The 21,670-nt window shown below is 35.2% G+C and carries 19 protein-coding genes; 6 read left to right on the top strand and 13 right to left on the bottom strand.

From position 1 onward, the window contains the following. Nucleotides 1–951 carry a helix-turn-helix domain-containing protein gene (locus tag IEV84_RS03820; RefSeq protein ID WP_188492571.1) on the top strand — a complete coding sequence of 317 codons (951 nt, stop codon included), beginning with the start codon at nucleotides 1–3 and terminating at the stop codon, nucleotides 949–951. A gap of 165 nt (nucleotides 952–1,116) precedes the next feature. Here the strand turns inward: IEV84_RS03820 and IEV84_RS03815 are convergent, their stop codons facing one another. Then, a complete protein-coding gene (locus IEV84_RS03815; RefSeq protein WP_188492569.1) occupies nucleotides 1,117–2,073 on the bottom strand; it encodes an HU domain-containing protein in 957 nt (318 codons plus the stop codon). A gap of 102 nt (nucleotides 2,074–2,175) precedes the next feature. On the opposite strand from IEV84_RS03815, the gene dprA reads away from it, so the two are divergent. After that, nucleotides 2,176–3,276, top strand: coding sequence for a DNA-processing protein DprA (gene dprA / locus IEV84_RS03810; protein ID WP_188492567.1), 1,101 nt, complete (start codon nucleotides 2,176–2,178; stop codon nucleotides 3,274–3,276). Nucleotides 3,277–3,343: 67 nt separating this feature from the next. Here the strand turns inward: dprA and trpS are convergent, their stop codons facing one another. Further along, nucleotides 3,344–4,321: a tryptophan--tRNA ligase gene (trpS, locus tag IEV84_RS03805; RefSeq protein WP_188492565.1), complete on the bottom strand. Its 978-nt coding sequence runs from the start codon at nucleotides 4,319–4,321 to the stop codon at nucleotides 3,344–3,346. Nucleotides 4,322–4,450: 129 nt separating this feature from the next. Beyond that, nucleotides 4,451–4,816, bottom strand: a complete 366-nt coding sequence (locus tag IEV84_RS03800) for a GxxExxY protein (protein WP_188492563.1) — start codon at nucleotides 4,814–4,816, stop codon at nucleotides 4,451–4,453. A gap of 128 nt (nucleotides 4,817–4,944) precedes the next feature. Here IEV84_RS03800 and IEV84_RS03795 point away from each other — a divergent pair, with 128 nt between their 5' ends. Further along, on the top strand, nucleotides 4,945–5,706 hold the full coding sequence (locus IEV84_RS03795; RefSeq protein ID WP_188492561.1) for a lysophospholipid acyltransferase family protein: 762 nt from the start codon (nucleotides 4,945–4,947) through the stop codon (nucleotides 5,704–5,706). 52 nt (nucleotides 5,707–5,758) lie between these two features. Here the strand turns inward: IEV84_RS03795 and IEV84_RS03790 are convergent, their stop codons facing one another. The 6 genes from IEV84_RS03790 to IEV84_RS03765 form a co-directional block, all read right to left on the bottom strand. Then, nucleotides 5,759–6,205 (bottom strand): hypothetical protein, encoded by a 447-nt coding sequence (locus tag IEV84_RS03790; protein ID WP_188492559.1) that lies wholly within the window; start codon nucleotides 6,203–6,205, stop codon nucleotides 5,759–5,761. Between the two features lie 248 nt (nucleotides 6,206–6,453). After that, complete coding sequence (locus IEV84_RS03785) at nucleotides 6,454–6,861, bottom strand: hypothetical protein (protein WP_188492557.1); 408 nt, start codon at nucleotides 6,859–6,861, stop codon at nucleotides 6,454–6,456. 147 nt (nucleotides 6,862–7,008) lie between these two features. Continuing rightward, entirely contained in the window at nucleotides 7,009–8,016 is a 1,008-nt protein-coding gene (gene recA / locus IEV84_RS03780; protein ID WP_188492984.1) for a recombinase RecA, read from the bottom strand. Between the two features lie 180 nt (nucleotides 8,017–8,196). Next, nucleotides 8,197–8,706 carry an acyl-CoA thioesterase gene (locus tag IEV84_RS03775; protein WP_188492555.1) on the bottom strand — a complete coding sequence of 170 codons (510 nt, stop codon included), beginning with the start codon at nucleotides 8,704–8,706 and terminating at the stop codon, nucleotides 8,197–8,199. A 66-nt stretch (nucleotides 8,707–8,772) separates the two neighbouring features. Next, on the bottom strand, nucleotides 8,773–9,156 hold the full coding sequence (locus IEV84_RS03770; protein WP_188492553.1) for a DoxX family protein: 384 nt from the start codon (nucleotides 9,154–9,156) through the stop codon (nucleotides 8,773–8,775). A 5-nt stretch (nucleotides 9,157–9,161) separates the two neighbouring features. Beyond that, nucleotides 9,162–10,310 (bottom strand): DNA polymerase III subunit, encoded by a 1,149-nt coding sequence (locus IEV84_RS03765; protein WP_188492551.1) that lies wholly within the window; start codon nucleotides 10,308–10,310, stop codon nucleotides 9,162–9,164. Between the two features lie 584 nt (nucleotides 10,311–10,894). Between IEV84_RS03765 and IEV84_RS03760 the strand changes: the two genes are divergently transcribed. The 3 genes from IEV84_RS03760 to IEV84_RS03750 are packed head-to-tail and all read left to right on the top strand — an operon-like array spanning nucleotide 10,895 to nucleotide 14,845. Further along, the gene (locus tag IEV84_RS03760; RefSeq protein ID WP_188492549.1) at nucleotides 10,895–11,581 is read left to right on the top strand and encodes a hydrolase; all 687 of its coding nucleotides are present in this window, start codon (nucleotides 10,895–10,897) and stop codon (nucleotides 11,579–11,581) included. 53 nt (nucleotides 11,582–11,634) lie between these two features. Next, nucleotides 11,635–13,422: an amidohydrolase gene (locus IEV84_RS03755; RefSeq protein WP_188492547.1), complete on the top strand. Its 1,788-nt coding sequence runs from the start codon at nucleotides 11,635–11,637 to the stop codon at nucleotides 13,420–13,422. A 58-nt stretch (nucleotides 13,423–13,480) separates the two neighbouring features. Beyond that, the gene (locus IEV84_RS03750) at nucleotides 13,481–14,845 is read left to right on the top strand and encodes an alginate export family protein (protein ID WP_188492545.1); all 1,365 of its coding nucleotides are present in this window, start codon (nucleotides 13,481–13,483) and stop codon (nucleotides 14,843–14,845) included. Between the two features lie 94 nt (nucleotides 14,846–14,939). Here the strand turns inward: IEV84_RS03750 and IEV84_RS03745 are convergent, their stop codons facing one another. The 4 genes from IEV84_RS03745 to IEV84_RS03730 are packed head-to-tail and all read right to left on the bottom strand — an operon-like array spanning nucleotide 14,940 to nucleotide 21,487. Then, a complete protein-coding gene (locus IEV84_RS03745; RefSeq protein ID WP_188492543.1) occupies nucleotides 14,940–17,462 on the bottom strand; it encodes a glycoside hydrolase family 95 protein in 2,523 nt (840 codons plus the stop codon). Nucleotides 17,463–17,518: 56 nt separating this feature from the next. Then, entirely contained in the window at nucleotides 17,519–17,863 is a 345-nt protein-coding gene (locus IEV84_RS03740) for an L-rhamnose mutarotase (protein WP_188492541.1), read from the bottom strand. Nucleotides 17,864–17,883: 20 nt separating this feature from the next. Next, nucleotides 17,884–19,794 carry a glycoside hydrolase family 97 protein gene (locus IEV84_RS03735; RefSeq protein ID WP_188492539.1) on the bottom strand — a complete coding sequence of 637 codons (1,911 nt, stop codon included), beginning with the start codon at nucleotides 19,792–19,794 and terminating at the stop codon, nucleotides 17,884–17,886. A 46-nt stretch (nucleotides 19,795–19,840) separates the two neighbouring features. Next, nucleotides 19,841–21,487 (bottom strand): alpha-L-fucosidase, encoded by a 1,647-nt coding sequence (locus IEV84_RS03730; RefSeq protein ID WP_188492538.1) that lies wholly within the window; start codon nucleotides 21,485–21,487, stop codon nucleotides 19,841–19,843. Between the last annotated feature and the right edge of the window lie 183 nt (nucleotides 21,488–21,670).

Genomic DNA, 21,670 nt, shown 5'->3' with positions numbered 1-21,670 from the left:
ATGAATTCCTTTTTATTACCAAAAAGCTTAAGCGAAAAAGACGAACATGGTAATTATGGTGTTTGGTGGCACGAAAACAATCCCGGACCTTTAAAAAAACTGCCTTTTATACGTCAGTTTGGTAGCATGAAATTTTCCAAAGTCCGCATAGACGACACCATGCGACCTCATTTGAATGACGGAATCGAAATCCACTATGTCAACAGCGGAAAATACGACTGGGTAATCGAAGGCAAAGAAATCGAATTGCTACCTGAGAATTTATCGGTTACCGCGCCCTGGCATGAAAACGGCAGTATTTCAGGAATTATGGATATTGGTCAGATCAACTGGATTATTATCAAACCATCTGAATTCTCAAAAGAAACTGCTTTGGACTTTGGTAACTGGAGTAAATTATCTAAAAAATTCCAGCAAAGTTTGGGAGAAATGATTGGCGATGCCAGCAATTCAGTATTAGAAAAAGCGAAGAATTTTAAAAAATATTTTGACGAATTAAGAAATGAATTAGCTTATCAGGAAGAAGGTTTTGAAATAAAAGTCCAAAACATTCTGGAGAATCTTTTCATCGATTTACACCGACAGCTTTCAAATAAAATCCAAAAAAGTCAGGAAGACGACAGCTTTATTGAAAAACTGACCCAATTGCTTCAAAACGACTTAACTAAAAAATGGCATATTGAAGATTTGGCTTCAGAATTTAATATGGGAAAAACCAAATTTACCTATGAAGTAAAAAAACTTACCGGTTTCCCGCCTAACAGTTTTATTATAAGTTTAAAACTGGAAAAAGCTATCGAATTGATTCAGAATAACAAAAATAGCAGCATGGCAGATATTGCTTTTGTATGCGGATTTTCGTCATTACAGCATTTTACCTCAACTTTTTCACAGCGTAACGGAATCAGCCCGAGGAAATTCCAAATTCAACAGCAGAAAAAAAGGAAATAACAGAAGAACATATCCCAAAATTGTCATTCCGACGAAGGAGGAATCTCATCAAGTATTATTTTATTTTTATTATGTAATTCCTCCTTCGTCGGAATGACAAACTGAACGGTATTCGTTTGCTCTAAAAGCAAAAAAACCTATTCTGTTACGAATAAGTTTTCTAAATTATAATGATTCCACCAGCAACCAGGCTTCTGGATTTTCTGATTCACGAACTTCATTTTTAAGTTTCTGAGCTTCGGAATAGGTAGCAAAACTACCATAAAGTACCGGATAAAGACCGTGTTTGTTTATTTCTAACCTTCTGGCTTTGTATCCTTCTTTCACCAATTTCTTATACACCTGCTGCGCATTTGCTTCATCTCTAAAAGCACCTGCCACCACATGATAAGGCATTTTTACTTCCTCTAGCTCTTTTTTATCTGATTTTACAGAAAGCGTTACAGGAGCCATTGGACTTTTGATAAAAAAAGTCGCTTCCTGAATTTTAGACTCTACTTTTTTCTGAACCGCTTTTTCAACTAAAACCGTTTGCGTTTCAATTTGATTATTCCAAACAGAGTAAGCTGCCGTACCCGCTAAACCTAATCCTAAAATAAAAATAGCTGCGTATTTCAAATACGAACGTCCACTTCTTTCTTCGCTAACTAAAGAAACAACTTCTCTTTCTTCGACAATTTCTTCCTGTACTTCCAAAGATTCTCTTTTAACCGCCGGAGCAATAAAAGAGGATAATCCAAAAGAAGAAGTCAAATAATTCTTTTGATCAGAAGGGGTGAAAATCAGATTATCGGTAGCATTCAAAACAAAACTACCTACATTTTTAACCATTAAGGCTCTGTTTTGTTCCAATTCTTTTTTCCAGTTCAACACCTGATATTGAATAGCACTAATAGCATATTCATAAGATGTTTTTTCAGCTCTGGCAATATGATTCGCTAATAAACCATCATTGTTTTTAATATTGGTGTTAAAAGAAATCAATTTTTTAGGCGGATAAAAAGAATTCGCATTCTCAACCCATTGTGCCGATTGGATTTCAGTCAAAAAAGCGCCAAAACCAGGAACGGTAACGCATTGATAACGATATAATAGTTGGCTTATGTAATGTTCTATATTCATACATACAAAGTTATACATCCAATATAGTTATCAAAATTTTATTCACAATTTTTATTAACAATCCGGAAGAAAATTTATACATTTCAATTTCAAATATTTAGCATGGAAGTATCTGAATTATTTTACACACTAGCCTTACTAAAAGTAGAAGGTGTAGGCGATATTATGGCCAAGAAATTAATGAATCACTGTGGTTCGGCAGAAGCAGTTTTCAAAACAAAATCCCAACAGTTGGCAGCCATTGATGGTGTTGGCACCATGCTACTTAAAAATTTGAAAGACCAAAGCTTTTTTGATAAAGCGAATAAAGAACTGGAATTTATTCAAAACAACAACATTAATACAGCCTATTTTCAGGAGGAAAACTATCCCGACAAACTTAAACATTGCGTTGATGCACCGGTTTTGCTTTTCACAGCAGGAAATATCGATTTAAAAAACCGAAAGATTATCAGCATTGTGGGAACGCGCCAAATAACTTCGTATGGAACGGAATTTTGTAAAAAGTTGATTGAAGATTTGATACCACTCAATCCGGTTATCGTCAGTGGATTTGCTTATGGAGTTGATATTGTTGCGCATCAATTAGCAATGGAAAACAATCTCCAAACCATTGGTGTTTTAGCTCATGGCTTAAATCAAATTTACCCAAAAAACCACAAGAAATACATGGCTAAGATGGAACAAAACGGCGGTTTTATGACAGAATTTTGGAGTTCAGCCAATCCGGACAAAGAAAATTTCGTCAAGCGAAACCGCATTGTAGCCGGAATGGCAGAAGCTACCATAGTTATCGAATCGGCGGAAAGAGGCGGATCCTTAATTACCGCCAATATGGCCAACGATTACAACCGGGATGTATTTGCGGTTCCGGGTCGCACGACCGACAAATACAGCACAGGCTGCAACAACCTTATCAAAACCCAAAAAGCAAACGTACTCACCAGTGCCGCCGATTTAATTTACATGTTGAATTGGGACATTAAAGAAGAACCCAAAGCCGTCCAAAAACAATTGTTTGTATCCCTCGACAATGACGAACAAAAAATTTACGATTACCTAATCAAAACAGGCAAAGAATTAATGGATATTATCGCCTTAGAATGCGAATTTCCTATTTATAGGGTTTCCAGCATTTTATTGAACATGGAATTAAAAGGTGTGATTAGACCTTTGCCTGGGAAATTGTTTGAGGCGATATAACTAAAAAGACAAACCCGACAGGTTTCAGAAACCTGTCGGGTTTATTATTCTTCAATTTTTCTAAAATTTATCTTGCTTCGAAACCTAATTTTTCTCTTACTCTTCCTAAAACCCCATTGGCCACAGCAGAAGCTTTCTCAGCTCCTATTTTCAACAAAGCATCTACTTCCTGAAGATTATTAATGTAGTAATGGTACTTTTCTCTTTCGGTTTTGAAAGTTTCACAAATTAATTCAAACAAGGCTTGTTTGGCGTGACCGTAACCGTATTTTCCCCCTAGATAATTAGCACGCATTTGTGCAATTTGCTCTTCATTGGCTAACAAAGAATAAATAGCAAAGGCATTACAAGTATCCGGGTTTTTTGGTGCTTCCAGTGGAGTACTGTCGGTTTCGATGCTCATTACCTGTTTGCGTAAGGCTTTATCTTCAAGGAAAATATTAATGATATTATTAGCCGATTTACTCATTTTCCCTCCATTCGTACCCGGAATCAACATACTATCATCCTGAATTTTGGCCTCTGGCAAAACGAAGGTTTCCCCCATTTGATGATTAAAACGGGAAGCCACATCACGCGTCATTTCCAAATGTTGCAATTGGTCTTTTCCAACCGGAACAAACTCGGCATCATACAATAAAATATCAGCCGCCATCAGCATTGGATAGGAAAACAATCCTGCATTGACATCATCTAATCGATCGGCTTTATCTTTGAACGAATGCGCCAAAGTCAATCTTTGGTAAGGGAAAAAACAGCTCAAATACCAAGACAACTCTGCTGTTTGTGGCACATCCGACTGTCTGTAAAAAACTACTTTGTTCACATCTAAACCAAAAGCCAACCAAGCCGCAGCTACGCTATACGTATTATTTCTCAACGTCTCCCCATTTTTTATTTGGGTAACCGAATGCAAATCGGCGATAAAAAGAAAGGATTCATTTTCAGAATTATTTGATAATTGAATTGCCGGAATGATTGCTCCAAGTAAGTTTCCTAAATGCGGAGTTCCAGTACTTTGAACTCCCGTAAGTATTTTTGCCATTATATATTTTTCTCTAGCTGAAATTTTAAACCGCAAAGGTTGCAAAGTTTTCGCTAAGTTCGAAATGTTATTTTATTTTAACGCAAAGAAAGCAAAGTTTTTCTCAAAGTTTAAAGTTTTACAAATTATTTACAACTCGTCTGATTCCGTTTTTAGAAGCACTTCGTTAAAATTTATAAGCAATCCTAATTTATAATTCCCCAGTCTTAAATAAGTTAAAGTTTGTGCTAAATGAATCACAGTCAAAGACTCCACACTTTTTAGTTCCACAATTAGTTTATTTTCAACAAACAAATCAACCCGATATCCGCAATCTAATTTTACCTCTTCAAAAATTACCGGCATTGATTTCTCTTTTTCAACAAAAAGCCCAGCTTTATTTATTTTATAAAACAAACATTCCTTATAAGTATTCTCAAGCAAACCTGGTCCAAGTGCTTTATGAACTTCAATTGCTAAACCAATAACTTTTTTTGAAATTTCATTTTCTGTCATAATCACTTTTTTACTTTATGTATTAAACCTACAAAAATTAATTATCTATAATTAAAATTAGGTGCTTAACTTTTATTCTTTGCGAAAATCTTTGCTTTCTTTGCGGTTAAAAAAGTAAATTTGAAAACATGAAAAGCATCAAAATAATTTTTTGGATTTTATGGCGCATATGGTTTTATATCCTAATGGCTGTTCCTATTTTCATTATGTTTCCGTTTTTAATACTTTCTATTCTTTCTGAAAAAGGCTATCCTTACTTTTTTATTATGGCTCGAATTTGGGCTAAATTCATCCTCTTTGGTATGGGGTTTTATTATAAAGTAGATAGCGAACAACAAATTGACTCTCACAAAAGCTACATGATTGTAGCCAATCACACTTCGATGACCGACATCATGCTAATGTTAGCCATTGTTAAAAATCCTTTTGTATTTGTTGGCAAACAGGAACTGGCTAAAATCCCCATTTTTGGTTTTTTCTACAAAAGAACCTGCATTTTAGTCGATCGGAAAAATTCTCAAAGTCGTATGGCCGTTTTCACCAAAGCCCATAAACGAATTGAACGCGGACTCAGTGTGTGTATCTTCCCCGAAGGCGGCGTTCCCGATGACGAAGCGATTCTTTTAGATCATTTTAAAGAAGGCGCTTTTAAATTGGCCGTACAACATCAAATCCCGATTTTACCCATTAGTTTTGGAGACAATAAAGAACGATTCCCTTATACTTTTTTTGCCGGAAGTCCGGGAATCATGCGGGTGAAAATCCACAAACCGGTTGAAACCTTCGGAAAAAATGAATCGCACAGAAAAGAAATCAGGGAAGCAGTCAGAACGACTATTTACACACAATTACTTGAATTTGAAAGCGAAAAAAAAACTGAAACCGCTTAAAACAAAAAAATCACCCGTTCAAGGTGATTTTTTTTTGTACTTTATCAAATGATTAAGAGTTAGTAACAACAATATCGACTTCTTCAAAGAGGTCTTCTTCTTTATTTCCATCTCCATCAGCATCATCCTCATCGCTTCCTTTGTAAAATTTAAACGTATAAGTACCCGCTTCCTGAGGAACAAAATTAAAATAAGCGTCCGATAATGGCGGTAGTTCTTCGGCACAAACGTCGCCTACTTTTGTATTAGCATTAATACCTATTGTTCTGGTAAATGAATCTGCTCCGGTACCATAAACATAATATACTCCTCCGTAATTGTAACAAACCGTGGGTCTTTGGTACTTCAACTCAATTTTGTGAGACACTCCTACTTTGAAAGTTGAAGGCATAGTATAACTTTCAACAGGTAAAACATAAAAATTATACCTATCCGGATCATCTAAACTACAACTTAACAATGTGGTCATCAAGACTAAAAATAATGCGATCTTTTTCATGTTTTTTTATTTTATAATTAACTATTTTATTATTGGTTCTTCCTATAAAGAGTACAACAGATAAAAAAGGTTGCTTTAGAAAACGGTTTTTTTTCAAAAAAAATTGCATCTAAATTCATTTGAGGCAAAAAAGGACAAAAAAACAAACGAAATTTAATCTTTCAGCATTGATTATTTTAACATAAGAGTCTAAAGAAAACATAAAAGAGGTTGTCTCATTTTTAATGAAACAACCTCTTTTATAAAATTTAGGAAGCCACGCTCACAACTATGGTTTGAGTTACAAACTCTGTTGCTGATTTTTTGAACTTCAAGATATAAGTTCCGGCCGCAGTAGCTTTGAACTTGTATGAAGTTTTTTTAGTAGCTGCAGTTGTCCCACAATTACTTCCTTCGTATTTAGTTTGTACTTCAATTGTTTTGGTGTTTGCTGCAGTAGTTTCAATAAACTTATTGAAAACACCACAATTGTTTTCTACTGCATAAGTCACTTCAAGTGTGATTTCCTGATTTACAGTTGCAGTAGTTGCTCCGGTTACAACAGACACAAACGCCGTTTTAGTTTCCACTGATGGTTCGTCGTCATTATCACAAGAAACAAATCCTGCTGATACGAACAATACTAATGCAACTACTTTCAATTTCAAATTTTTCATTTTATAAATTTTATAAGTTAATAATTACTTACAAGATGGTTGTAAAATGAAAAGGTTGCTTACAAAAAAACTTCAGACTCTAATTTTTTGTAAAAAAAATGCCCGCCAAATTGACGAGCATTTTGATTTATAACACAATACGAATTTTTAATTCTCTGCCAATTCTTTAATTCTGGCTTTGATTTTTTCTTCTAATTCCTCTGCTAATTCCGGATTGTCTTTGATTAATGTTTTCACAGCATCACGACCTTGTCCTAATTTCGTTTCACCATAGCTAAACCATGATCCTGATTTTTTCACAATTTCGAATTCTACAGCTAAATCTAAGATTTCTCCTGTTTTAGAAACTCCTTCGCCATACATGATATCAAATTCGGCTACTTTAAACGGCGGCGCTACTTTGTTTTTAACAATCTTAACTTTAGTTCTGTTTCCAATAACATTCTCTCCATCTTTAATTTGAGAAGAACGACGAATATCTAAACGCACCGAAGCATAAAACTTCAACGCATTACCACCTGTAGTCGTTTCAGGATTCCCAAACATTACCCCTATTTTCTCTCTCAACTGGTTGATGAAGAATACAGTACAGTTGGTTTTACTAATCGTCCCTGTTAATTTTCTCAAAGCCTGAGACATCAAACGTGCATGAAGACCCATTTTAGAATCTCCCATTTCGCCTTCAATTTCGCTTTTTGGAGTCAAAGCAGCAACCGAGTCAATAACCACAATATCAATAGCTCCCGAACGAATCAGGTTTTCAGCAATTTCTAAAGCCTGCTCACCATTGTCAGGCTGTGAGATAATTAAGTTTTCGATATCTACATTTAATTTCTCTGCATAGTTTCTGTCGAATGCGTGTTCCGCATCAATAAAAGCAGCTATTCCACCTGCTTTTTGCGCTTCGGCAATAGCGTGAAGCGTTAAAGTAGTTTTACCTGAAGATTCCGGACCGTAGATCTCAATAATTCTACCTTTTGGATATCCACCTACTCCCAGTGCTAAATCCACACCTAAAGATCCCGAAGAAATTACCTCAACTTCTTCAATGGCCTTATCTCCCATTTTCATAACCGTCCCTTTTCCATAGGTTTTATCCAGTTTATCAAGGGTAAGTTGTAACGCTTTTAATTTGGCTTCTTTCTCTGTACTCATCTTCTCTTTTAGCTTTTCTTTCATTAAGTTAATATTGTTTTTATAGCTAGTAGAAATTAAAAAAAGCTATTTGCTTCCTCTAATTCCTATTACATATCATTTTTTGTGTTCGTAAAAATACTTCTTTTTTTGATGCAAATTTTTCGTTTAAAAAGATTTTATAACCAAAAAAAACAAAGTTTACATAAACAATGCTTTCAGCTCCGTAGCTTCTTCGGGTTTCATTTTTCCTGCCAATACCAAACTCAGCTGTTTGCGTCTTAAAGCCGCATCATACCGTTGTTTTTCTAAATCGGTTTCAGGAATGATTTGGGCAACTTCTACGGGCGTTCCTTTTTCGTCAACGGCAACAAAAGTATAAATGGCCTCATTAGCCTTGGTTTTAACTCCCGAGTTCCTGTCTTCAACCCAAACATCAATATAAACCTCCATCGAAGTTTTAAACGCTCTGGAAACCTTAGCCTCAATAGTTACCACACTTCCCAGTAAAATCGCTTTAGTAAAAGCCACATGATTCACCGAAGCCGTAACCGAAATATTTCTCGAATGACGCTGCGCCGCAATACTGGCCGCGCGATCCATTCGGGCTAATAATTCACCTCCAAAAAGATTATTAATATGATTGGTCTCACTTGGCAAAACCAAATCAGTCAAAACAGTTAAAGATTCTGAAGGATGTTTTGGAGTCATCTGATTCTAGATTTTATTATTGAAATTGATATTGCAATTGTCATTGATTTTTGTCATTGACATTGCCTAACTCAACCAATACACCGCCATTACTGCAGGAATAAAATAAATAACGATGGTTCTGGCACCATCGTAATCCTTGGCTAATCGCTGGCCAAAAAGCATCATCAACAAAGTAATCGCCGAAAATAACGCCCCGTAATAACCAAAAAGTCTTCCCTTATTTACTAATAATTCGATGCAACCCACAAAACACAAAATAGTCGAAATCAGTTCCATTACAACCAAATTGATTAAGGCTAATTTCACGTGGTTTTTCAATCTGGTTTTCGCAAAATGCTCTTTTAACCAGTTTACATTATCTTCCCAATAAAACAATTTTTCGTAACTGGACTGCAAAAAGGTAATTCCGAAAAATACAAGCAATAAAAGCGAAGCCGGATTATTCATAATCGTTATTTTTTGTGAATTAAACGTGTGAGTTTGATTGATAAATCGGTTAAAATTATTTTAGCATTTCCGTTGCGCTCAATATGGTACATGGCATCCGAAAGTTCTTTAAAGATATCCTGAATATTGTTACCATTGACAAATGGGGCAAAATTTTCCAACTTGAATTTATCGACTTTTGGTTCGAAATATACTAAAGTTGGCGTTTCGTAATTAATCAACAATGCCTGACGGAACATTTCCATACAGAACTGCAAGAATTTCTTTTGGGCTTCTCTTCCCAAAGCAGCAATTTTTTCACTCCAAAGAATCAAATCCTGAATAGCTGCTGCATCTTTTTTGGCTTTAAAAGCCGCACGAACCCAGGTTACAAACCATTGTTCAAACGGATGTTCCTCGTCATTATCATGCAATAAATGCAAAGCCGCATTGAAATTTCCCTGTGCCTGATGGGCTAATTTTGTTGCTAATTTTAAATCAATTTGTTCACGGGCAACCAAAGCTTCAGCAATAACCGCTTCACTCAAACCATTAAAATGCAATACCTGGCAACGCGAACGAATGGTTTGAATGATATCTTCTTCATTTTCGGAAATCAGAATAAATATTGTTTTTTCAGGTGGTTCTTCCAGTAATTTCAGTAATTTATTGGAAGCGGCGATATTCAATTTATCAGCCATCCAGACAATCATGATTTTATAACCGCCTTCATAAGCTTTTAAAGAGAGTGATTTCAGGATTTCCTGAGCATCATCAACACGAATTTCTCCCTGCTTGTTTTGCACCCCTAAAACGGCATACCAGTCAAACAAGCCTCCATAGGGATTTTGAAGTACAAACTCCCTCCAGTCGGCAATAAAATCAATACTCTTAGGATTTTTCTTTACCTCATCGGTGGTAACGGTAGGATAAGCAAAATGCAAATCGGGATGAGACAGTTTTTGAAACTTTATGTTACAGGCATGATTTTCTCCATTGTTTTCCCCGTTTTGATTACCACACAAAATGTATTGCGCATAAGCAATGGCCATGGCTAAAGTCCCACTACCTTCGGGACCTACAAACAATTGTGCGTGGGGAATTCGTCCCAAATCAGCGCTTCGGCTCAAATGGTTTTTAATGTGTTCCTGCCCTAAAATTTCAGAAAATTGCATAAGGCAAAGATAGCAGAAAATGGATAAGTCTAAAATTTTAGATTATAAAGTTTCTGGTCTAATAGAGTAAAATGATCTTAGCATTTTCATCTGAAAAAACGCATCATACTATCCTAGTTTTATTTCATAATCTAGATTAAGTTTAAAACAAATGCTAACCAACTAATTTTGGATTTAGAAATTAGGAATGATAAAAACAATATTTTGACAATTGGAAAAAACATCAATTCTAAGCAGAATTCATTTCATAATCTAGGTTAAGTTTTAATCAACAAGCAACCAACTAATTTTGGATTTTGAAAATGTGAATGATGAAAAACAAAAAATAGATTAACAAAAAATTAAACGGATTTTTATTTCATAATCTAGATTAAGTTTCAAACAACAACTCATCAACTAATTTTGGATTTTGAAAATAAGAATGATAAAAAACAGAATTTTCAATAAGAATAAAAACATTCTTGTTCTGGAATAAAACAAAACAGAACAAGCAACAAAAATGAAAGTGTGTACGGGAAAAGCTAGCTTCTCAAACTCAATTTATAAACAAATAATAATTAACAACAATTTTAAATTTTAACAACATGAAAAAAATAATCTTATCCCTAGTTTTAGCTGTAACGTCTTTATCAGCATTTGCTCAAAAACCAAGTCCAAACTTATTAAACCCTACAAACCATACTTTGGTGTTAATAGATCATGAAGGTCAAATGGCATTTGCTACAAAAAGTATCGATGCTATCGATTTAAGAAACAATACAGGCTTAGTTGCCGGTGCATCAAAAATTTTCAATGTACCTACTGTGGTAACAACCGTTGCTGAACACTCTTTTAGCGGCCCTGTTTTTCCGGAAATTTTAGAAGCCTATCCAGACAGAACAAAATATATTGACAGAACAACAATGAATACCTGGGAAGACGTAAACGCTCACAAAGCAATTACCGAAAAAGGTAAAAAGAAGATTGTTTTTGCAGGTTTATGGACAAGTGTTTGTATTGTAGGACCAACATTATCTGCAATAAGCGAAGGATATGAAGTGTATGTAATCACAGATGCAAGTGGCGATATTTCTACAGAAGCGCACAATCAGGCAATTACAAGAATGGTGCAGGTAGGCGCAAAACCTATTACATCTTTACAATATTTATTAGAATTACAAAGAGACTGGTCTAGAAAAGAAACTTACAAAGCTGTTAACGATTTAGCTGTAAAATACGGTGGGGCTTACGGTATTGGAATCCAATACGCAAGGGAAATGTTAAAACACTAAATAAAACCCTGAAGGCGGACTTCATGTCCGCCTTTTTTATAAAATAGCTAAAAATGAAAACAAGAACTAAAATAATCACTTTACTACTTACAATATTAAGTGGTTTAGCTTTCTCACAAAAAAAGACAACTCCTTCACTTATTATTTTTAATGCCAAAATTCATACTCTGGACAATCAAAATTCTATTGTACAAGCTTTAGCGGTAAGCGATGGTAAAATTTTAAAATTGGGCAAAAATGAAACTATTTTAAAATTAAAATCAGCTCAAACAAAAGTAGTTGACGCTAAAGGAAAAACTATTATTCCCGGATTATTTGACAGTCATTCGCATGTAATTCGCGGTGGAAGATTTTTTAACACTGAATTGCGTTGGGACGGTGTTCGTTCGCTAAAACGTGCATTGCAAATGTTAAAAGAACAAGCACAAAGAACTCCTGATGGACAATGGGTTCGCGTAATTGGGGGATGGAACGCTTATCAGTTTGAAGAAAAAAGATTACCAACATTAGCAGAAATCAATGAAGCAACTGGAAATGTTCCGGCATTTATCCTTCATTTATACGGTCATGCTTATTTAAACAAAGCAGGATTAGCCAAATTAAAAATTGACGGAAATACCCCAAATCCTAATGGCGGTCTTATTGAAAAAGACATACAGGGAAATCCAACCGGATTATTGGTTGCAGAGCCTAATGCTTATATTTTATATTCGAATATTGCTAAACTTCCGGAATTATCTGCTGAAGAAAAAATCAATTCGACCCAACAATTTTTGACAGAAAACAACCGCTTTGGAGTTACTGCTGTGATGGATGCAGGCGGCGGATTTCAAAATTATCCGGATGATTACGGAATTACCGGAAAATTAGCTTCTGAAAACAAACTTACGGTTCGTTTGCCATTTTATCTTTATCCGCAAAAACCGGGGCAGGAACTAAATGATTTTACCAAATGGATTAGCGAAGTAGAAATTGGCAGTCACGACGATGATCACGGAGATCATTTGGAATATCATGTTCAGGGTGGCGGAGAAAGTCTTGTAGCATCAGCGGCAGATTTTGAAAATTTCGAAAAACCAAGACCTGAATTATCTCCTGCAATGGAAGGACAAATGAAAGAAGTTTTAAGTAAATTGGTTAAAAACAAATGGCCATTTAGAATTCATGCTACTTACAACGAAACCATTACACGATTTTTAAATGTAATTGAAGAAGTAAATAAAGAAACTCCTTTAAACGGTTTAACATGGTTTTTTGATCACGCTGAAACTATTACAGTTGAAAATTTAAAAAGAGTAAAAAACTTAGGCGGCGGAATTGCAATTCAACACCGAATGGCTTTTCAGGGTGAAGCATTTATTAAAAGATATGGTAAAAAAGCTGCTGAAAACACACCTCCGGTAAAAGATATGATTGAAATGGGAATTCCGGTTGGAATGGGTTCTGATGCAACCCGCGTTAGCTCCTACAATCCGTGGATTGGTTTGTATTGGTTGTCTACCGGAAGAACTGTTGGAGGAACAAAACATCAGGGCGAGAGAAATATTTTAGACCGAACATCTGCATTGAAATTGTATACACAAGGAAGTGCAAAACTGGTAAAACTGGAAAGCGACAGAGGAATATTAAAAGAAAATTATCTTGCAGATTTTGCTATCTTATCGGATGATTATTTTAGTACAGCCGATGAAAAAATACTGGATATAACTTCTGATTTGACAGTTGTAAACGGACAAATTGTTTATGCTGACAGTATTTTTAAAGGATTAATAAATCCGCTTCCAAAAGCAATTCCGGATTGGTCTCCAATAAATTTCTTTGGCGGATACCAAAAAAACTAATCTTAATAATTCAATTCATCATCAAATTGGATAACACTTTCATTTGACAGAAAAAATCATGAAAAAACTAATTCTCCTGTTTCTTATTACAATTCAATTTGGATTAGCACAAAACCGTCTGGATTTTAAATCACTACGCTACGACGAAGATTATTCTAAAATCGAAAATGATTCTGACAGCACATTTTTAGACAGAATAAAATATATTCCATTGACAAAAGATGAGAATTTAAAGTTGTCTTTAGGAGGAGAATTACGTTCCCAATATCAATATTTCAACAATGAAAATTGGGGCGATGTGCCAAATGATTCTGATGGATTTTTATTAAACAGAGCTCTTTTTCATTTGGATACAAAATATAAAAAAAGCTTTCGACTGTTTGCACAAATTCAAAGCAGCACCGCAATTAGTCGAATTGATCCGAGTCCGGTTGACAAAAACGAACTGGATATTCACCAGCTTTTTATGGATTTTAACTTCCAATTGAATGAAAATGATTTTACTTTCAGAGTAGGAAGACAGGAATTTATGTACGGATCGCAGCGTTTGGTTGCTGTGCGTGAAGGTCCAAACAGCCGACAAGCTTTTGATGCTGTCAAAATGATTTGGAAACATAAAAATCTAAAAAGTGATGTATTTTACAGCCAGTTTGTAAAAAATACTTTTGGAAACTTTAATGACCGATTGAACCCAAACACTATATTTTACGGTGTTAACAATGTAATTAATAAAATCCCGCTGATTCAAAATATTGATTTATATTATTTAGGATTAGATAAAAAAACAGCTTCATTCAACAGTATTTCCGGAGAAGAAAAAAGACATTCCATTGGAACCCGAATCTGGAGTAAAAACAAAAACTGGAATTATGATTTTGAAACGGTTTACCAATTCGGATCAATAGAAAATCAATCCATTCAGGCCTGGACCGCTTCGTTATATACGAATTATCAGTTTAACCAATTAAAATTCAAACCTAAATTAGGCTTAAAAACGGAGTTAATTTCGGGAGATAAATCTACTGATGACAATAAGCTTCAAACCTTCAATCCGTTATTTCCACGTGGCGCCTATTTTGGTTTGGCTGCTATTTTAGGACCATCAAATCTATATGATATTCATCCTTCGATTGAATTAGCAATCAATGATAGAATGAGTTTTGCCGCAGATTATGATTTCTTTTGGCGTTTTAGTAAAAGTGATGGGATTTATCAGCCAAATACAACTTTGATTTATTCTTCAGCAAATTCTACGCAAAGATATATTGGTTCACAATTAGGAGCATCGATAGATTATGATATTCAAAAATGGTTTTCGCTAAAGATTGAAGCAACCTGGTTCAAAGCAGGAAGTTATTTAAAAGAGGTAAGTACCGGAAAAGATATTTTTTTCACGGCAGCTACACTAGCTTATTATTTTTAATGTAAAACAAAAACCTATTGCAAACTGTAAAAAGCAACAATAGGTTTTTTTACAAATAAAGCATTAATTCACAGAAAATTATATTAATAACTCGTTATAATTTTTCTATTTTATAAGTTTTACCTTTAGTTGTTTTGAACGAAATTTGATATCCGTTATCTGCTTTTTGTGAAACGATATTTGAATTTTTGATTTTTACAGGAACGTTAGTTCTGATAATACATTCGGTTCCGTTTAATGATTTTACAGTTGCATTGTTTAACTGTTGTTTGGCCCAATTCATAGCTATTTCAAATCCACCTCTGGCAACAAGTCCTTTTACTTGACCTTCGCTCCAGGCTTTAGGTAAGGCAGGCAATAATTGAATATAATTGGATTGACTTTGCAAAAGCATTTCAGCCATACCAGCAGTTCCTGCAAAATTTCCATCAATTTGAAATGGCGGATGTGCATCAAAAAAGTTAGGATACGTACCTCCGGCACGTGAATTACCACTTGACGCATCAACATAATTTAAAAGCTGTCTGATCAGGTTATAAGCGTGATCGCCGTCTTGCAATCTTGCCCACCAGTTAATTTTCCATCCTTTACTCCAGCCCGTTCCTTCATCTCCGCGAACTTCAAGCGATTTTTTGGCAGCATTAAAAAAGTTGGTTGTTAAAGGAGTTATTTCTCTTCCCGGATGCAAACCAAACAGATGAGAAGCATGACGATGGTGAATATCTGTTTCTTCGAAATCCTTGTACCATTCCATTAATGTTCCGTTTTTACCAATTTGCAAAGGATATAGCTTCGCTCGTTTTGCAATTAAAAGTTCTCTAAAAGATTTATCAGTTCCTAAAGTTTCAGATGCTTCAATTAAATTATCAAATAAATCTCTGATGATAGACATATCCATCGTGGTAGCAACAGATACAGATTGTTCTTTTCCTTGTTTGTCTTTAAATTTATTTTCAGGAGAAGTCGAAGGAGCAGTAACCAAATAGCCATTTTTGTCCTCAACCAACCAGTCTAAAGAAAATAATGCAGCTTCTTTCATAACCGGATAGGCTTTTTCAGCAAGAAATTTTTTGTCTCCTGTAAAACGGTAATGTTCGTAAAGATGCTGTGAAAGCCAGTTTCCGCCCATCCACCAGTTCGCCCAAACAGGATCTCCATCGCCTTTATCACCAACAGGATTACTCAATGCCCAAAGGTCAGAATTGTGATGTGCTACCCAACCATTGGCATTATAAAATTCACGTGCAGTAACTTTTCCGGTTTTAGCCAGATTTTGAATCCAGTCTAAAAGTGGTTGGTGCATTTCAGACAGGTTCGTTACTTCTGCCGGCCAATAATTCATCTGAGTGTTTATGTTAATTGTATAATTTGAACTCCATGGTGCACGAAGTTTTTGGTTCCAAATTCCTTGTAAGTTAGCCGGAGGCCCGCCTGGACGAGATGAAGAAATAAGCAAATATCTTCCGTACTGAAAATACAAAGTCTCTATTTCAGGATCATAAGCACCATCAGAGTAGGCTTTCAATCTTTCGTTAGAAGCTAATTTAGTTTTAGCCGGATTATTGACCGTATCTTTTACAGCAAAAGAAACTCTGTCAAAATACTTTTTGTAATCAGTTGTATGTTTACTAAATAATTGAGCATACGTTTTTTTAATCGCTTTATTAATTCGTTCTGAAGCAATTTTATTTTCGTCTTTTCCATCTTTATCCGGACATTTATCATATCCGTTAAAACTGGTTGCTGCAGCGATATAAAGTACCACTTCGCTGGCATTTTTAATTGTAATTTCCGAATTATTTACTGAAACACTTCCGCCCTGATTAATTGCTTTAATACGGTATTGATAACGCATTCCATCGCATCCGCTAGGATCTTCATAAGTAATTGGTTCTTTTCCTTTCGGATTATAATAAGACGGATTTACATTAGCAGGCGCTTTTCCGCTAACAATAAGTTCGTTGTCATCTTTCGCTGAAGTGGTATATTTCAATAAACTTTTCGAAGAAATAGAAAAATTAAGAGCTGCTTTTTGGTTGGCCGAAATTCGAACCAACATTACATTATCCGGCGCAGAAGTGAAAATTTCCCGAATGTACTCAACACCGTTAATGGTGAATTTTGTGGTTGCAATTGCGTTCTGAATATCTAAATCACGGTAGTAAGCAGTAGGTTTTGCATTATTGAAATCCTGTTTGATAATAATATCTCCTAAAGGCAAGTACGACTGTGAATACAATCCTTGCATTTTTCGTGTAAGCTGATTGGCTTTCGAATAATCTTCATCCTGAAATAAAGCTTCTCTGATTTTGGGTAAAAAACTACTGGATTCCGGATTGACATTCGTTTTTACAGGGCCGCCGCTCCACAATGTACTTTCGTTGAGTTGTAGCAATTCTTCTTCGACACCGCCAAATATCATGGCACCAATTTTTCCGTTTCCTACCGGCAAAGCTTCCACCCATTTCTCCGAAGGTTTGTCGTACCATAATTTTAGGTTTTGTGTATTAGAATCGGTTTTGTTTTGCGCATCAGAAAAAGGAATAAATAAAATCTGGATAGCAATTAACGAAACAATTTTTAATTGGTTTGGTTTGTTTTTTTGAAAAATATACATAAAAAAGTTTGGTTTAAAAATAGAAAAAAATAATAAAATTATCAGGAGTTATTAATTTAAGGCAATTTATAAATCTGCTCCATCGGCAGCCATTTTTCACCTTCTTTTGCTCCCGGTGGTGCCAGCTGAAATTGCCACATTAATTTTTCCCATTCCTGAACTTTTGGGTTCGCCGCATCCATCATTTGTTTACGTTCCGGAGTAAAAGTTTCATCCACTTCCATAATCATAAACAAGCGATTTGCCAATATGTAAATTTCCAAATCAATAATTCCGGAATCCCTGATGCTTTTAGTAATTTCAGGCCAGGCATTTTCCTTAGCATGATACCGTTTATATTCTTCTATCAGTTTTGGATCATCAACTAAATCACAGACATAACACAATCTCTTTGCATTCATAAAATTCAATTTTACTACATTTATTTTTCCAAAACAGCTACAAATCCGCCTCTTGGAAGACATTCCACATTTACAACATCCCCTCTTTTTACTTTTATTACTTCAACAGCAAATGATTTGTCGTTTACTCCATCCTTGATGAGCTTTAATTTATAATCAGCCTTATCTAAAAAACCAAAATCAATTTTTAATGTTTGTTTTTCATCCTTACCATTAAGTCCCCCTAAATACCTTTGATTTCCTTTTTTTCGAGCCATAATAACTTTCTCTCCGGGATATCCATCCAAAAGTTTGGTCTCATCCCAAGTTACAGGAACATTTTTTAGGAATTCTTTAGGCTCTTTTGGCAAATTATTATATGCTTCAGGTCTATCCGCAAAATGCTGAAAACCGGATTCAAAAACCACCGACAAAGCCAGTTCATGCGCATAAGAAGTAATATGAGGATGCTGCGAATTTGAAAAAGTTACCGGAGTATAATCCATTGAACCAATAACATTTCGGGTAAAAGGAAGCGTCGCATTATGTGCCGCAGCCTTATTGGTAAGTGTTGGTTTATTGTTATACCATTCCGCACCGTAAACTGCTTCAGTTGTCATCAAATTGGGATAGGTTCTAGCCCATCCTCGCGGAGCTGTTGCCCCATGAAAATTAACCATTATCTGGTATTTTGCAGCATCTTTTAAAATATCAATATAATATTTCATCATATCTTGTTGATCGCCATTAAAAAAATCAACTTTGATACCATACACTCCAATTTCTTTAAGCCAAGCCAATTCTTTAGCTCTTTTTTCAGCTGTTAACATACGGTCATTAGGAGTTGGTTCAAGCCAAGATGTGCCTGAATTATACCACATCAAAGTTTTAATTCCTTTGCTTTTGGCATAATTTACAGCATCAACCAAATTTCCACCGTTGCTCATCACGTCCCATTCCCAGTCAATCAAAGTATAAGGCCATTTCATTACGACAGCTAAGTCAGTATATTCTGCGACCTTTTTATAGTCTTTTGATCCGTGATTATTAGCCCAATAATTCCAGGAAACGGCTCCCGGTTTTATCCAATTGGTTTCTTTTAACTGATTTGGTTCACTAACATCGGTAATTAAAGTCGATTCGACTACATCAGACAATTCACCAATGATTAAAGTATGCCATTGTGAATTCCAAGGTAAAGTTGTTTTAACTCCAGTTTGCTTAAAATCATCTCTTGGCGAAGGATAAGTCACTTTGTACTCATTTGGATTCTTCAAATTACTCAATCTGGCAGCACAATTATTTGCTGTAATATTAGCTTCAGAAATCAACATCCAAACAGGATTATTATTTACCTTAAACAAGGCAGGAAATCCCCATTCCTGTTTTTTATTATCTGTTTTGCCGCTATCTGAAAAAGGAAAAAATCCTTCATAAGAATCTATGAACTCTTGTAACCAACGATTAGTATTCGAAGGAAAAACATAAGTAGTAGTTTCATCAATGACATTTACTAATGAATTCGTTTTGTCGGTGAATTCATAACGAAATGCAACACCATCATTATAAACCCTAAAAACAATATTTAGGGGTTTATTATTCGAATTTACATATTGAAAAGTCTTCTCATTACCCAAATTTGTACACAGTTTTCGCTTACCGGAAATCATTTCATATTTTTGGTTCACCTCTTTTGATTGTGATTCACCAATGAATTTTAGATTATCCGTAAACTGCTGATCCTCTCTGGTAATTCCCATTGGAGAATTGGGTAATACTTCGACATATTCCGTTTTGTTTTTATACAAAATCTTAAAATATACTTGTCCAAAAGAGGTATTATCAGCAGTAACAATCACCTTAATTTTTTTATTTGGCGACAAAATTTCCTGAGCATTTATTGAAAAAATACTTGAAATAAATAGACATACGATTAAACTAATGCATTTCATTGTTCCTTATTCGGTTTTGTGATTAAAAAATGAATTTGAAATTTAATTATGAAACAATCTCCAAAGCATTAGCATAAGAAGCCTCCGGTTTTTGACTTGGGAAATACACCTCAAGACCCTGTTCAGTTTGTTTAAACTTCAATTTTTCTCCTGTACTCACTAATTTTATCCGTCTGATTTTTTCAATATGATGTGGATTAGATTTCCCTAAACTTTTTATAGCAGCCACGCCATTCTCCGGCCAGGCCATTACGGTAGCATACAGTTTTTTGTCTTTTTGAGCAAAACGAATATCTTCGGCTGTATAAGGTTTTCCTTTTCCTTCGTTGAAACCCTGAGCGGTTAAAGCTCCGGCACTTGCCTGCTGCGGACCTTCACCAAATATTTTCCAGGGACGCGTACCATAAATGCTTTTGCTGTTCAGTTTCATCCAAACACCAATTTCTTTTACAATTTCGCGTTCCAATTCATCAATGCTACCATCTCCGCGAACTGGAATATTCAACATCAGATTTCCGTTTTTACTCACGACATCAATTAGTGTATGAATGACAGTTTTGGCTGATTTATAACGTTTGTCGTTATACAGCCTTCTGTCGTAATGCCAGTTTCCAATGCAGGTATCCGTTTGCCAAGGCAAAGGTTCGATATTGTTACTTTGTCCTTTTTCAATATCCCAAACCATCGTTTTACGTTGTTGTTCGGTTAGAATTTTACCCGTAATAACTGCCTGAACCGTTTTATTTTTTTGCAGACTTTTATTATACATATGAGCTGCTATACGTAAACCGGCATCACTCACAGGCCATAATGGAAATGCGGTATCATCAAAGTAAATCATATCTGGATTGTATTTCTCAATCAGATCTATTGTTCTGTCGTGGAATTTTTCACAATAGTCTTTGGTTGGCACAGAAGCTCCATCTCCCCAGTCCCATTGACTATGAACAGATGAATTTCCGGATGGTTTCGCACTTAATTCATGATTTTGCGCATACAAATCCTGAGGGTCTAAACCTTCCCACCAAGTTCCTTTTCCATCTGCTTTAGTTAGCTTTCCATCATAAGGCACTCCAGCCAAAGGACCGTTTTTATCCGCTCCTTGAGCAGTATCAAACCAATTCCAGGCATGAGCCGCATGTACACTCACCGCAAAAGGCAATCCTGCTTTACGAGCAGCTTTTTCCCATCCGGCAATGATATCTTTTTTAGGACCTACTTTAGTCGAATTCCATTGTGGTTGGTATTTGCTATCGTACAAATCCAAATTATCATGATGATTGGCCATCGCCATAAAATATTTGGCTCCGGAATCTTTATATAAATTCACCAATTCTTCCGGATTCCATTGATCAGCTTTCCAAACATTGATTACATCTTTGAATCCAAATTTTGATGGATGTCCATACTTTTCCAAATGGTATTTATACTGCCTTGAACCTTCTTCATACATCCCTCTTCCGTACCAGTCTCCTGCTTCAGGTTCACACTGAGGTCCCCAATGTGCCCACATCCCGAATTTTGCATCACGAAACCAATCCGGAACCTGATATTTTTCGAGTGAATCCCATGTTGGTTCAAATGGTCCTTTGAAAGCTGGGGTATTTAAAATTTTCGAATAACCTAACATTGGCGACAAATAGAGTCCAGCTAATGCTGATATCCCTAATTTCAAAGCGTTTCTTCTTTCCATTTTTTACAATTTAGAATCTATTTATATATTTCCGATTTTTAATTTTTTATAAAAACCTTAATAAAGCAACAAAACAAACTAACAAGTATTTTTAAACTACGTATTTTATCTATATTTTTGATTATTAGTTTTTTTTAGACTTTATTTTTAAACAAATGTAAATCTACATGAAGACATAAATTT

Origin of the sequence: Flavobacterium palustre, from assembly GCF_014639535.1 — a bacterium.
Lineage (GTDB): Bacteria > Bacteroidota > Bacteroidia > Flavobacteriales > Flavobacteriaceae > Flavobacterium > Flavobacterium palustre.
This window is presented reverse-complemented; position numbering and strand designations above follow the sequence as displayed.

Bases quoted from the DNA above. Each gene is read 5' to 3' on its own strand.
- IEV84_RS03765 (WP_188492551.1), bottom strand. From the start codon at position 10,310: ATGCAATTTTCTGAAATTTTAGGGCAGGAACACATTAAAAACCATTTG.
- IEV84_RS03795 (WP_188492561.1), top strand. From the start codon at position 4,945: ATGAAAAGCATCAAAATAATTTTTTGGATTTTATGGCGCATATGGTTT.
- IEV84_RS03750 (WP_188492545.1), top strand. From the start codon at position 13,481: ATGAAAAAACTAATTCTCCTGTTTCTTATTACAATTCAATTTGGATTA.
- IEV84_RS03815 (WP_188492569.1), bottom strand. From the start codon at position 2,073: ATGAATATAGAACATTACATAAGCCAACTATTATATCGTTATCAATGC.
- IEV84_RS03775 (WP_188492555.1), bottom strand. From the start codon at position 8,706: ATGACTCCAAAACATCCTTCAGAATCTTTAACTGTTTTGACTGATTTG.
- IEV84_RS03770 (WP_188492553.1), bottom strand. From the start codon at position 9,156: ATGAATAATCCGGCTTCGCTTTTATTGCTTGTATTTTTCGGAATTACC.
- IEV84_RS03735 (WP_188492539.1), bottom strand. From the start codon at position 19,794: ATGAAATGCATTAGTTTAATCGTATGTCTATTTATTTCAAGTATTTTT.
- IEV84_RS03730 (WP_188492538.1), bottom strand. From the start codon at position 21,487: ATGGAAAGAAGAAACGCTTTGAAATTAGGGATATCAGCATTAGCTGGA.
- IEV84_RS03745 (WP_188492543.1), bottom strand. From the start codon at position 17,462: ATGTATATTTTTCAAAAAAACAAACCAAACCAATTAAAAATTGTTTCG.
- IEV84_RS03800 (WP_188492563.1), bottom strand. From the start codon at position 4,816: ATGACAGAAAATGAAATTTCAAAAAAAGTTATTGGTTTAGCAATTGAA.
- dprA (WP_188492567.1), top strand. From the start codon at position 2,176: ATGGAAGTATCTGAATTATTTTACACACTAGCCTTACTAAAAGTAGAA.
- trpS (WP_188492565.1), bottom strand. From the start codon at position 4,321: ATGGCAAAAATACTTACGGGAGTTCAAAGTACTGGAACTCCGCATTTA.
- IEV84_RS03740 (WP_188492541.1), bottom strand. From the start codon at position 17,863: ATGAATGCAAAGAGATTGTGTTATGTCTGTGATTTAGTTGATGATCCA.
- IEV84_RS03790 (WP_188492559.1), bottom strand. From the start codon at position 6,205: ATGAAAAAGATCGCATTATTTTTAGTCTTGATGACCACATTGTTAAGT.
- IEV84_RS03820 (WP_188492571.1), top strand. From the start codon at position 1: ATGAATTCCTTTTTATTACCAAAAAGCTTAAGCGAAAAAGACGAACAT.
- IEV84_RS03785 (WP_188492557.1), bottom strand. From the start codon at position 6,861: ATGAAAAATTTGAAATTGAAAGTAGTTGCATTAGTATTGTTCGTATCA.
- IEV84_RS03760 (WP_188492549.1), top strand. From the start codon at position 10,895: ATGAAAAAAATAATCTTATCCCTAGTTTTAGCTGTAACGTCTTTATCA.
- recA (WP_188492984.1), bottom strand. From the start codon at position 8,016: ATGAGTACAGAGAAAGAAGCCAAATTAAAAGCGTTACAACTTACCCTT.
- IEV84_RS03755 (WP_188492547.1), top strand. From the start codon at position 11,635: ATGAAAACAAGAACTAAAATAATCACTTTACTACTTACAATATTAAGT.